The organism is Vibrio sp. PBL-C16 (assembly GCF_034321865.1).
GTDB lineage: Bacteria > Pseudomonadota > Gammaproteobacteria > Enterobacterales > Vibrionaceae > Vibrio > Vibrio alginolyticus.
On sequence record NZ_JAXLNY010000001.1, the window covers coordinates 1,360,411 to 1,372,525 of the forward strand.

Genomic DNA, 12,115 nt, shown 5'->3' on the forward strand with positions numbered 1-12,115 from the left:
GTAAAAAGCCCCGCAGTGTATGCGGGGCTTCGTTTTTTTTTGTGTGTGTGGTGGGAGGGGGTAGTAATGTTCCCGTTTTAGCGTACGTACTTGGCGGTTGCGCTGACTAAAAAGTGTTGCAATTTCCCGTCTGATTTTGGCACCCACAAGTCGTTATGATAATGGTAAATACGGCCATTGATGGTCACAGACAAGGTATTATCACCCGTTTGCTCCATGCGAATAAACTGATCCGAAGTGACCAAAAACGGCTCTTGCTCTTCAATGCTCTGGCCCGTTGTCAATACGAAGTAGCCGAATCGGTTGCCAGCATCCGGATCGGTTGAGTAGATTCGATGTCCAACGAGGCTGTAGTCGTCGTTGAGTGCCTGCTCAAGCGTTTTTTGCCCGATGGTTTCGTGCGATGGAATAAATACCCAAGCCAACACACCTGCCGCAATGACTGCCAGTAGAAGCAGTACTTGCATGAACTTTCTCATCATATATACCGTTTAACGTTGAAATTTCATTTTGTACATGCGCTTATCCGCTATGCTGATAAGAAAGTCAACATTGTCACTGTCTTTAGGGTATTGCGCTAAGCCCATGCTTGTTGAAAGTGTTGAGACTTTATCGGAGTTTAATATTTGTGCATCAAAGACGGTATTTATCTGCTCACGTACGTTCTCTTCATTGAGATGTTCACCTTCAAGGATAACCGCGAACTCATCTCCTCCCATGCGATAAACAGTAAAATCATTGAGTGCCATAGAATTAAGCCGCCTAGCGATTTCCCGCAGTACAGTGTCGCCAACTTGGTGTCCGTGTGTGTCGTTGACTTCTTTAAAACCATTTAAATCTAGAATCCAGAGAGAAAAGGGCCTTTTTTCTTGAGTAAATTTGTTTAGGGTTATGAATAGTGCATTGCGGTTCCCTAGGTTCGTCAAAGGGTCGCTGAGCGCCAATTTTCTATGAAAATGGGATTCACGATAAAAGAAATAAGTTAGAGAGATAATCGACAAAACGAACGTCGCAAACAACATATATTGTGCTTGCATTAAGCGCTGGGTTTGACCTTTTTGTGCTTCATAAGCTTTACTGCTTAGGCGGAAGTTTTGATTAACGAAGTCTATTAAGCCTAAATATAGTGTTTGAGTTGAACGATAAAATGCAGCAGCAGCTTGGCTATCACCTGTTCTAGCTTCTACTAGTTGTTTTTCTAGCTCTTTGAACTCTTCAAAAAGGTTAATGAAGTAAAGGTGCATGTTGTTCCGAGAAAAGAACTTATTGGCTTTCGTGCTACTGGTCAATAAGTCAAAGCGACTCCACGCTAACTCGTATTGAAGCTCTGCACCATCAATATTCAATACGTTTTCATCTAACCGTCTGGCCTCACCGACAAGTTCTGATAGTTCTTTGGAGAGTTGGAATAAAAACCAAGTCGCTTGTTTTTGTTCGTTATTAAAATTTTGTGAGAGTGAACGTGTTTGCTGTAAAAGCACGACATTCGCGAGAAGCAAAGAAACGGCAAACACCACCAGCAGCATTTTGCTGGTGGTAGAATATTGCAATATTCTTTGTTTCTTAGAATAGGGTTCTGATAACTTCATTCTTATTATTTTTCTTTTATTTCATTTACTTGCCATACCATTTGCGCATGATATTTATTGTAGTTTAGCTCTGGATAGAGATTGAGTGGATATATCACCCAGAAAGGGCCTTTATTCCTGACTTTTATGTAATTCTGATCTTGTTGATAAGCCAGTATTGGTTGATATCGAAGAATATCTTGTCGGGACAATGTCGAGTGATAGTCGTTTAAGCTGCTGATATCAACCTGCTCTGGTACCTTTCCGTAGACGTGTGTAAGAAGCGTGCTGAGTTTAACGCCTAAAAATTCTGACGAGGCAGGAAGCCAAGGCAATGTCATCGTGTAGCTAGTGGTAGGTAAAGCTTGGATCTCTTCCAGTTCCAGTATGACACTAGGCTGCTGGCTACTACTAAATACGATCGTATTTGCAGACAAGAATGGCGCAACAAAAAACAGACCTAGCGCGACTATCTTTTTCATCATATGCCCTTTTGAGTTTTATTCTTTTTTCTTAGCTAGGACAAAGGTGCTAGCGGTAATTTATTTATAATTATAGAGCCAACCGGATGAGATTTTATAATACGTTATGTTTCAAAAATAACTGTCGGTTTACGTCACGTCAAGGTTATTAAGTTGCTTCTTAATTAAAAGCTCAGAGTATTGGGATGATGGTAGAGTTTCGTAATGATTTCGCGGTATTTAATTACTTTTTAGTGCAACTTTGTATCATTTTTAATAAAGATGCCGTGTCGGAAATGAGAATTTAATAAGGCGAGAAATGGACGTCGAATTTGTTCTTAAGTTACATTATTTTACATATTTAAATCATCGATATTCAGATATGTATTTGTTAGTACGTAAAGAAAATAAAGTCACCTAGTTTTGGTGACTTTATTTTTTATTTCATGAGCTTACTTAAATTAACTATGCAAACAAATATTTTGCATGGAAGTTGAGGTGCTCTTCAATAAAGCTTGAGATGAAGTAATAGCTATGGTCATAGCCTGGTTGCATTCTCAAGGTTAGGTTTGAATCGTGTATTTTTGCCGCAGCAATCAGCGCTTCCGGTCTAAGCTGCTCATTTAAGAAGCCATCAGCATCACCTTGATCAACCAAAATTGGTAATGGTGATTGTTGTTGTTTTAGAAGTTCACTTGCATCGTATTGCTTCCAGCTTTCAAGCTCCTTGCCTAAGTAAGCAGTAAAGGCTTTTTGTCCCCAAGGGCATTGCATTGGGTTACTGATTGGACTGAACGCTGAAATAGAACGGTACTGTTCTGAATTTTTCAGACCAATGGTGAGCGCTCCGTGGCCGCCCATGCTGTGACCCGAAATCGACTTCACGTCAGAGACAGGGAAGTTACTTTCGATGATCGCAGGTAACTCCTCAGTCACATAGTCGTACATGCAGTAATGCAGTGACCAAGGTGCTTGCGTCGCATTAAGGTAAAAGCCAGCTCCTTTTCCTAGGTCATAGCTTTCGTCGTCAGCGATACCTTCGCCTCTCGGACTTGTGTCTGGTGCAATGATCGCAATGCCAAGCTCGGCCGCCATACGAAATGCGCCCGCTTTCTGCATAAAGTTCTCATCGGTACACGTTAAACCAGAGAGCCAGTATAGCGCGGGTACGGGATTTGATTTCGTTGCGTTAGGTGGCAAGAATATCGCGAAGCGCATGGTGCAGTTTAGGGCATTGGATTCGTGTGTATATTGCTTGTGCCAACCGCCAAACACTTTGGCTTGGCTTACATTTTCAATGGTCATGAATAAACTCTCTAATTAGCAGAAGGAATTCAGGCTCCCCAAAAGGAGAGCCTGAGGCAGCATTATTGATCCATATGGATAACTGTTCGGATGCTCTTACCTTCATGCATCAGATCAAACGCTTTGTTGACGTCTGCTAATCCCATTGTGTGGGTAATGAACTCCTGTAAGCCGAACTCACCAGCCATGTAACGGTTCACGATTTCTGGAAGCTCAGAGCGGCCTTTAACGCCACCGAAAGCGCTGCCACGCCATACGCGACCAGTTACTAGTTGGAACGGACGAGTTGAGATCTCTTGACCTGCACCAGCAACACCAATGATGACTGACTCACCCCAACCTTTGTGACAACACTCAAGTGCTTGACGCATCACGTTTACGTTACCGATACACTCGAATGAGTAGTCAACACCACCGTCTGTCATTTCAACAATCACTTCTTGGATTGGCTTGTCGAATTTTTGTGGGTTGATGCAATCAGTTGCACCAAGTTGTTTCGCTAGGTCGAATTTGCTTTCGTTGATGTCTACACCGATGATGCGGCTGGCACCAGCCATGCGAGCACCGATGATTGCAGAAAGACCGATACCGCCTAGACCAAAGATTGCCACTGTGTCGCCTTTTTCAACTTTAGCTGTGTTTAATACCGCACCCATACCAGTGGTTACGCCACAACCTAGAAGACAAACTTCTTCAAGTGGTGCTTCTTTGTTTACTTTCGCTAGTGAGATTTCTGGAAGAACCGTGTACTCAGAGAAAGTAGAACAACCCATGTAGTGGAAGATAGTTTCGCCGTTGATAGAGAATCGGCTTGTGCCATCTGGCATTAGGCCTTTACCTTGAGTTTCACGAACGGCCTGACATAGGTTCGTTTTGCCAGATTTACAGAACTTACACTCACCACATTCAGCAGTGTAAAGTGGGATAACGTGGTCGCCAACTTCAACGCTTGTTACGCCTTCGCCAACCATTTCAACGATACCACCACCTTCGTGGCCAAGGATTGAAGGGAAGATACCTTCAGGATCATCGCCTGATAGAGTGAATGCGTCAGTGTGGCAAACACCAGTTGCTACGATGCGTACTAGCACTTCGCCGGCTTTTGGAAGTTGTACATCAACTTCTTCCATTTTAAGCGGCTCACCTGCAGCCCAAGCGACCATTGCTTTTGATTTTATGTGAGTTTGACCAAGTTTGATTTCAAGCGACATTGGATGTTTCCTTTATATTTTCAGTATATGGAGTGACGTAATAAGCGTAGTTAAGGTTTGCTTACCGCGCTGCGTCGTTTTGTTGGTGCTCATTTTAGGTGTTTCAGTAAAAATGATAATCCGTCCATTTTGAAAATGATTTTTACATATGCGTAATAATGATAAGGTGAGCGTGTGAAAAGAGTGCTATGCCTCCTTAAAGCGGAAGGGAAATGGAAAAGGTGATTGACCTGAAGTTAGATAGAGGGGCTAAAGTAGAAAACAGTCAAACCATCTGCTAAGTAAGAGTGATTATGAATAAGACGGATCTGAGTGCCTATTTAACCAAGCTAGGCTTGCCTAGTGAATTGCCCGCCGATTTGGAGTCATTGCACAGAGTTCACGTGGCGCAGCATCGTTGCCTGCCGTTTGAGAATTTTGACATCGCATTGCAGCGAGGCGTCTCTGTTGAGATTGAAGATATTATTCAAAAAACCGTGTACCACTCTCGCGGTGGTTACTGCTTTGAATTAAATGGTTTAATGCTTGATGTGCTCAACACTCTTGGGTTTGAAGCGCGAAGTTTGCTAGGGCGTGTACATGTGTCTGGTACACCAACAGGTCGTAGTCATCAAATCACGTTAGTGACGTTCGAGGAACAAACATGGATTATTGATGTGGGCTTTGGCTCCAATACCCCTCGAGCGCCATTGCCGTTTATCCTTGACCAAGTGATTCAGACGGATTTACAAACCTTCCGTTTTGTCAAAGATGCTCAGTTTGGTTATTTCCTCCAAGTGCTTTCAACCGATGGAACGGACGTGTGGAACAATCTATACAGCTTTGACCTAGAGTTCGTGTGTGCTGGTGACATTGCATGTAGCAACTTCTTTACCTCGACTTCGCCTAATTCGCGTTTTACTAGCGCAAGAGTCGCTGCTAGAGCGACAGAAAGTGGGTTGGTGACGCTGCTTAACTACACACTCAGATGCACCAATCATGAAGAGCTAACAGAAATAGAGCTAGAGCCAGGTCAAACCTACCTGGATGCGTTGAAAGAATATTTTGGCATTGAGCTTGATGCGCAATACGACGAACTTCGTCCGTTACCTGACGCGTAAAGTTTTCCAGTTTTCAAAGCGTAGCGCGACGAGAACAATGTAATCACTATTTGTCTAGAAGAGGTCGACAGGAATACAGCATGGCGAATTGGGAAGGAGTCAGCGAGTTTGTTGCCGTAGCGGAAACTAACAGCTTTACAGCTGCCGCGGCTAAACTGAAAACGTCAGTGGCACAAATCAGTCGCCGTGTATCGGCACTTGAAGAGCGTCTTGCGGTTAAGTTACTGCATCGCACGACGCGAAAAGTTTCTCTGTCTGAAGCTGGACAGCTTTATTATCAGCAGTGCAAACATTTGGTCGAAGGGCTAGAACTGGCTGAGCTTGCTGTAACACAAATGCAGACCGAACCGCGAGGTTTGCTGCGTGTGACAGCGCCCGTGACCTATGGGGAAATGAACCTCGCGCCGCTCTTGCATCAGTTTTTGGAGAAGTACCCGCGTGTGGACCTCGATTTAGTTCTGACCAACCAAAAACTGGATTTGATAGAGCAAGGGGTAGACGTGGCGATTCGTCTTGGCCGCCTGCAAGATTCCAGCATGATCGCAAAGCGTCTTTCGTCGCGTCAAAATTACGTGTGTGCTAGCCCTATGTATTTGGAGCGATTTGGCGAGCCTCACACATTATCCGAACTGGCTCGACATCAGTGCTTGGTTGGTTCGGTCGATTATTGGCATTTTAAGGAAAATAAACGCGATAAGTCTTTGCGCGTGTCGGGGAGGATTAAATGCAATAGTGGTTTTGCGCTAATGGGCGCCGCCAAACGTGGTTTGGGTTTAGTGCAGTTGCCGGACTATTACGTTCAAGAAGCTCTAGATAACGGTGAGCTAGTCGAGGTGCTGACCGATTACCGAGACGACCGTGAAGGCATTTGGGCACTGTATCCACAAAGCCGAAATTTATCGCCCAAAGTGAGGTTGTTGATCGACTTTTTAGCGCAGGAACTAGCAGATTAGAGTTTTCATGAACTTTAATACAACTGAAGTTGCTAAAACGCCCGGTGATGCCGGGCGTTTTTATTAGGATGAGAGCTGGAATCGAAAAGACATGAATCACTATTGGTTGGATTCCGCGTCTTCACGTTTAATCACTTTGTGCCCATCTTCAGACACGCCTTTTTTCCAATAGCTGCTGATGTAGATATTCTCGCGATCGACTTCTTTTTCGTTGCGGAAATATTGGCGCAGCGCGCGCATTGAATCGAACTCACACGCACACCATACCGAAGCGTTACCATCTAACCACTCGAGTTCGCGAACGCTATCAGCCAAGGCTTGCCCTTCGGTTAACCAAATCAACTCCACGCCTGCTGGCGCGTGTAGGGGTTGGATGTCGTCTGGAGACATCACGCTGATCACAGCGTAGCCTTTGGCCTCCTCTGGCAACGTGCGAATTTTCGCAGAAAGCGCTGGAAGTGCCGTCATATCGGCAGCCATGAAGAACCAATCCGCCTCAGTATTTAAGTTGGAAATGCTACCCGGCCCCACGATGTTGATCGTGTCGCCTTTTTGCGCGGCCATTGCCCAACGTGCGGCAAACCCGCATTGCAGATCTTGCGTTACGTGTCGGACGAAATCCACTTCGATTGAGCTGGTTTCTGGATGAAAGCGTCGAATTGTGTAAGTGCGCATGATTGGTCGGTCGTCTTCTGACAGGATGCTCAGATCCGCGCCGCCCATATCGTTAAACAGTAATTTGATGTAACTGCCTTCGCAGTCACGAGGAAAGTGGCTCAGCGCCTCACCTTGCAAGGTAATGCGCTGCATGTTTGGAGTGATGGTTTCTGTGTCTGTGACAACAAGCGTTTTAGGTTGAGGCTTCTTTTTCATTGTTACTTTACTCGATAATTATTCTCTTTCTCATTTAAAGATTATCAAGTTCCCTAACAAGAGGGTAGCGTCTTTAAACAAATTTACACTGTGAATTAACGCCAAAGCCTCAAGAAAAATATTACCTCTATCCTTTCTCTAACCACGTAAAGTGAGTCGTTTTTTAACCATAAATGGACTTATATCATTGGAATCGTAGACAAAAGCAACAGCGCAGCCATGCTGTAGTTGAACCCCTTAACGCGTTTATCGGTGGTCAACCAACGCTGCAATTGCATACCTGCCGCCGTCCAAAATGTCACCGATGGCAAGTTGGCTAAACAGAAGATACCGGCGATAAAAGTCAGTTCGAGCCATGCACCGCCACTGCTGTATACCGTAATGGCCGTCAACGCCATCGACCAACCTTTTGGGTTCACCCATTGGAATGCGACAGCCCCTAAAAAAGACATTGGGCGAAAATCGTGTTTTGCTTCGGTTTTGTCGCTGGTGGCGATTTTGTACGTCAAGTACAGCAAATAACTCAAGCTTAACACTTTCAAAATGGAGTGTGTAATTGGATATGCGTGGAACAGGCTCATCAAGCCAATGCCCACCAAAATTAGCATGGCACCAAAGCCAAAGGTAATGCCCAACATATGTGGGATAGTGCGTTTAAAGCCGACATTTGCCCCTGAGGTCATCAACATAATGTTATTGGGACCCGGCGTAAAAGTGGAGACAAAAGCGAACAACGCCAAAGCGCCCAGTTGATGATATTCCATAGATTGTTCCTTGAATCAGTTCTCGATAAGTTGAGAACAACTATAAGTAGAACTGAGGTCAATATTGTGCTTTTATTTGATGATTAGAAACTAAATAAGCAATGAAACATCATGATGGATAGATTTGACGAAAGAATATTGCAAGTGCTCAAACGAGACGGAAGAATCTCCAATGTGGAGCTGTCGGAACGCGTTGGTTTATCTCCTTCTGCAACCTTACGCCGAGTGCAAGATTTAGAGCGTAAAGGCGTGATCAAAGGCTACCGAGCAGTACTGGATAATCAGCAACTTGGCGTGGGTTTTGTCGCTTATGTGTCGATTGGTTTGGCCTCGCACTCTAAGCAGGCACAGCTGGGTTTCGAAGAGCATGTGCGTTTTGTAAACGAGGTGGTGGAATGTCACAACATTACGGGATCTAACGAATATCTCATACGCGTAGAGACGCAAAATCTCGCCGCTTATAAAGCGTTCCATGCTGATGTGTTGGGTGAGTGTGAGCACGTCAAGTCGATCACAACCATGGTGGTGATGGACACACCAAAAGACGAACGCTAGCCGACCGAGAGTGACAGTTTTGTTGCGCACGAATTTGAAGTGACTCGAAAGAGTCAGTCGAGTATGAGAATGGTTCACAACAAATGCTGGAAAGCAGATGGCACTCTTACAATTTCCATATTTATTCTCACCTTCTAAATAATCCCATCCTGCTAGTTTTGCTTAAACCGCTTGTGTTCATGAGCGGCGAGTCAGCAAAATTAAGGATGAACGATGAAATCACATGTAACACTTCCTCTTTTGAGCTTAAGCGCTGTTGCCGCATTGAGCTCATTTAACGTCAACGCCCACGGCTGGGTAGAGTTTCCAAGTGCTCGTCAAAATACGTGTTATTTAGACGGTGGCTTTTGGACCAACGAGATCCCTAACCAAGCGTGTAAAGCGGCTTTTGAAGAATCTGGCGCGTATCCGTTTGTGCAGCGTAGCGAAATTGCAGCAAACGTACCAAATTACCGAGATATGGAGCATGTGAAAGCCGTGGTTCGCGACGGTGAGCTATGTTCTGCTGGCGATACAGCTAAGAAAGGCTTGAACATTCCTTCTCCAAACTGGCAGCGCACCAATGTTACGCCAGATGCAAATAACCAGATTGAATTGGTGTTTTACGGCAAAGCGCCGCACAACCCATCGTACTGGGAATTCTATCTCACCAAGCCAACTTATGATGATTCAAAGCCTCTTACTTGGAGTGATTTAGAGCTTATCGACACCGCAGGTGATGTGTATGTTGATGCGGAAAAACGCTACCGTATTCAGGTGACTTTCCCTGCTGATCGTTCCGGCGATGCGGTGCTTTATACTCGTTGGCAGCGCATTGATGTCGCTGGGGAAGGCTTCTACAACTGTAGTGACATTACGTTAAACGGAACGGGTACGACGCCACCGACTGACCCTGTTGATCCAACCGAACCAGGCAACAATCTGACATCTCTAGGCTACTTTGTTCAGCAAGGTTTTGGGCCAGTAGAGTCTGGCGATACGGTGCGTTTCCGTACGTTTAATGCGACGGGGAATGAAATTGTCGATATTTCACTACCAATCAGCGCAAACAATACGGCGACTTGGGCTGCAGAAATAGCAGATCAATTTAACGCGCAGCAAACGGGCGATTGGTATGTTGGCATTTGGCATCAAGAGATGAACCACTACATGTTCGATAGTAAGAACGTGAATGCAAACCAAGTATTAGCGCCAAGTGCAGACTTCAGTTATGCGTTGTCACTGATCAAAGCGGATGTACCGCCACCAGTTGAACCAACCAACTTGTGGGACAAGACGGCCGTTTACAACCAAGGTGATGTGGTGACGCACAACGGCAAAGAATGGACTGCCCAGTGGTGGACGTCTGGTGAGGAACCAGGCACAACAGGCCAATGGGGTGTATGGCGTTAAGCCAGTTATTCGGGCTCTGAACAATAAAACCCTTCTCATGTGAGAAGGGTTTTATTGTTCAGTCTAAAACGACCACTTTGGTCGAGTGGTTGTCTTGAAAATCAGAGCACATATCGTTATTCGCTTGCTCTCCACTCGCTCCAGTTGAGCATCGCGTAGTCTGCCAGTTTTAGCATCGGAATGTCTTCGTGTGTATCACCGTAGGCATAAACAGACGCAAATTCGTCGAGCGAAAACGTGGCCCTAACGCGCGAGACTTTTTTTTCTAAACTGCAATCACCTTGCTGGTAAAAGCCACTCAGTTTTGGCTGTTCTGAGATCAGTTCACTGCACAGCAAGTGGTAACCGTTCGCTTCACACCAAGGCTTGAGATACGCATTGAGTGATGCCGACACCACCACAATGGTATCGCCTCTGTGCTGATGCCACGCCAACCTTTCCATCGCTTCTGGCCGTAAGTACAGCGGGATCACTTCATGGGCAAACTGAGCGCCAATCGCTTCAATTTTCTGCGTTTCTTTCCCTGAAAATGCAATAAAACTGCTGAGAGGGCGCATAACACGAGCGGGTAACACTCCGAGTTTGTACAGCGCATAAAATGGCATGATAGCGACCTTTCCTACTCGTTTGCGCAGGCCATAAGCAGAATAGTGGAGGAAAAGGCTAAACATATCCTCTCGGGTGATGGTGCCATCAAAATCAAACAGTGCCAGTGACGGCTTAGTAGTATCGAGCAAACTCAGCGCCTATTTTGGGGTTTAAGATCGTTTTGTGTTTATTGATAAAACACCGCCAACCAGATGGTTTCTTGCGTTGGGTCAGTCCAGCTCACTTTGTGTTTGGTATGAGCTGGAATCGTAACGTGATCGCCTGCCTCAAGTCGTTGCACTACACCTGATTCAAAAGTCAGCTCTCCAGCTCCTTTAAGAACCAAGACCCATTCATGTTCTTCTTGATCGTACCAGCCACTTTCGGGCGAGGTTTGCCCCGTTGAGACAATGCGTTCTATACGCAGGTTTTTGTGGGTCAGCAGGTCTTCGAACACTTCCTCGTCGAGGTTATTCGGTAAGTCTTTAAACAGGTTCATGGCCTTTCCTTAGAGAATGATCAGTCCAAAAGGCGCAAGCAATTGCTCTTGTTGCCAATCACAAATTTTAACACCAAACAGAGAAACGCGGCGAACATCCAGCCCGTCTAGTTCGACATGAGTCAGATCACACTGCTCAACGTTAAAGGTTCCCCATTGTTCTGGCGAGAATTCGCAGCGAGATAAATCCGAGCCTTTGAGAGTTGCCCCTGCGAGGTTCGCACCGTTCCAACGGTTTTCAAAGAGGTCACATTTTTCTAGTAACACTCGTTCGAAGTTACAGTAGGTGAGGTTGCAGCCAGTAATAAAAGCAGAACAGAAAAACATGGTGTTACTGATGCGCAAAGTTCGCACCTTGGAAGTTTGCCCCTTTGAGATCGCACTTACGCAGCTCCAAGCCCATACAATTTGCGCCGTTAAACAGGCTCATCGCCAACATACAGTTCGTAAAGCTGGCGTCTTTTAAGTTCGCGAAGCGAAAACTACACCCTTCTAGCGCTTTGGATTCGATAAAGCGACAGTCGATGAACTTAGCATCGCGCAGATCGGCATGGTCGAAACAGCACATATAAAAGTGGCAGTTTTTAAAGGTGGCATTCTGAAAATCGTGATGAGAAAAGTTTTCTCGTTCAAAAATGAGGTCGGTTTTTAACATGTCTTCTCCTTAGCTGCGAGCAGACTAGCACTCCAAGTGACTGATTTTCCAGAAAAATAACTTCTTGTATTTCAGTGCTTTACAAACCCCTCAAATCGCGATTTTAAGGGGGCAAACGAGCGTTATAAGTGGGTTGTTTTTTGAAAATAGAAGACGTAGAGGACGAAAAAAGTTTTTGCTGGCTACGAGCC

Annotated in this window: 13 protein-coding genes and 1 pseudogene; 4 read left to right on the forward strand and 10 right to left on the reverse strand. The window is 45.3% G+C overall.

All coding sequences use genetic code 11. The annotated features are described in order from the left end of the window. Window positions 1-77 precede the first annotated feature (77 nt). The 5 genes from UQW94_RS05830 to UQW94_RS05850 all read right to left on the reverse strand — a co-directional run bounded on the left by UQW94_RS05830 (window position 78) and on the right by UQW94_RS05850 (window position 4,545). Entirely contained in the window at window positions 78-467 is a 390-nt protein-coding gene (locus tag UQW94_RS05830; RefSeq protein WP_322142084.1) for a hypothetical protein, read from the reverse strand. Window positions 468-491: 24 nt separating this feature from the next. Next, a complete protein-coding gene (locus UQW94_RS05835; RefSeq protein ID WP_005383270.1) occupies window positions 492-1,589 on the reverse strand; it encodes a GGDEF domain-containing protein in 1,098 nt (365 codons plus the stop codon). A gap of 5 nt (window positions 1,590-1,594) precedes the next feature. Next, window positions 1,595-2,050, reverse strand: a complete 456-nt coding sequence (locus tag UQW94_RS05840) for a hypothetical protein (RefSeq protein ID WP_005374384.1) — start codon at window positions 2,048-2,050, stop codon at window positions 1,595-1,597. Window positions 2,051-2,494: 444 nt separating this feature from the next. Beyond that, window positions 2,495-3,334, reverse strand: coding sequence for an S-formylglutathione hydrolase (gene fghA, locus UQW94_RS05845; protein WP_005374382.1), 840 nt, complete (start codon window positions 3,332-3,334; stop codon window positions 2,495-2,497). A gap of 62 nt (window positions 3,335-3,396) precedes the next feature. Next, entirely contained in the window at window positions 3,397-4,545 is a 1,149-nt protein-coding gene (locus tag UQW94_RS05850; RefSeq protein ID WP_213906617.1) for an S-(hydroxymethyl)glutathione dehydrogenase/class III alcohol dehydrogenase, read from the reverse strand. Between the two features lie 293 nt (window positions 4,546-4,838). On the opposite strand from UQW94_RS05850, the gene UQW94_RS05855 reads away from it, so the two are divergent. Further along, window positions 4,839-5,645, forward strand: coding sequence for an arylamine N-acetyltransferase family protein (locus UQW94_RS05855; protein ID WP_322142085.1), 807 nt, complete (start codon window positions 4,839-4,841; stop codon window positions 5,643-5,645). A gap of 80 nt (window positions 5,646-5,725) precedes the next feature. Beyond that, window positions 5,726-6,598 (forward strand): LysR family transcriptional regulator, encoded by an 873-nt coding sequence (locus tag UQW94_RS05860; RefSeq protein WP_017633836.1) that lies wholly within the window; start codon window positions 5,726-5,728, stop codon window positions 6,596-6,598. Between the two features lie 99 nt (window positions 6,599-6,697). Here UQW94_RS05860 and UQW94_RS05865 read toward each other — a convergent pair whose 3' ends face one another. Together UQW94_RS05865 and UQW94_RS05870 are read right to left on the reverse strand one after the other, a co-directional pair. Further along, a complete protein-coding gene (locus UQW94_RS05865) occupies window positions 6,698-7,471 on the reverse strand; it encodes a siderophore-interacting protein (protein ID WP_258660446.1) in 774 nt (257 codons plus the stop codon). A 179-nt stretch (window positions 7,472-7,650) separates the two neighbouring features. Further along, window positions 7,651-8,235, reverse strand: a complete 585-nt coding sequence (locus UQW94_RS05870; RefSeq protein WP_062730858.1) for a LysE family translocator — start codon at window positions 8,233-8,235, stop codon at window positions 7,651-7,653. A 114-nt stretch (window positions 8,236-8,349) separates the two neighbouring features. On the opposite strand from UQW94_RS05870, the gene UQW94_RS05875 reads away from it, so the two are divergent. Both UQW94_RS05875 and UQW94_RS05880 read left to right on the forward strand, forming a co-directional pair. Then, the gene (locus UQW94_RS05875) at window positions 8,350-8,790 is read left to right on the forward strand and encodes an Lrp/AsnC family transcriptional regulator (protein WP_031780811.1); all 441 of its coding nucleotides are present in this window, start codon (window positions 8,350-8,352) and stop codon (window positions 8,788-8,790) included. Window positions 8,791-9,003: 213 nt separating this feature from the next. Next, window positions 9,004-10,182: a lytic polysaccharide monooxygenase gene (locus UQW94_RS05880; RefSeq protein ID WP_322142086.1), complete on the forward strand. Its 1,179-nt coding sequence runs from the start codon at window positions 9,004-9,006 to the stop codon at window positions 10,180-10,182. A gap of 116 nt (window positions 10,183-10,298) precedes the next feature. Here the strand turns inward: UQW94_RS05880 and UQW94_RS05885 are convergent, their stop codons facing one another. The 3 genes and pseudogenes from UQW94_RS05885 to UQW94_RS05895 form a co-directional block, all read right to left on the reverse strand. Beyond that, window positions 10,299-10,919 (reverse strand): HAD-IB family hydrolase, encoded by a 621-nt coding sequence (locus UQW94_RS05885; protein ID WP_047102502.1) that lies wholly within the window; start codon window positions 10,917-10,919, stop codon window positions 10,299-10,301. Window positions 10,920-10,957: 38 nt separating this feature from the next. Further along, window positions 10,958-11,269: a cupin domain-containing protein gene (locus UQW94_RS05890; protein WP_005383281.1), complete on the reverse strand. Its 312-nt coding sequence runs from the start codon at window positions 11,267-11,269 to the stop codon at window positions 10,958-10,960. Between the two features lie 9 nt (window positions 11,270-11,278). Further along, window positions 11,279-11,924, reverse strand: a pseudogene (locus tag UQW94_RS05895) (Qnr family pentapeptide repeat protein). Window positions 11,925-12,115 lie beyond the last annotated feature (191 nt).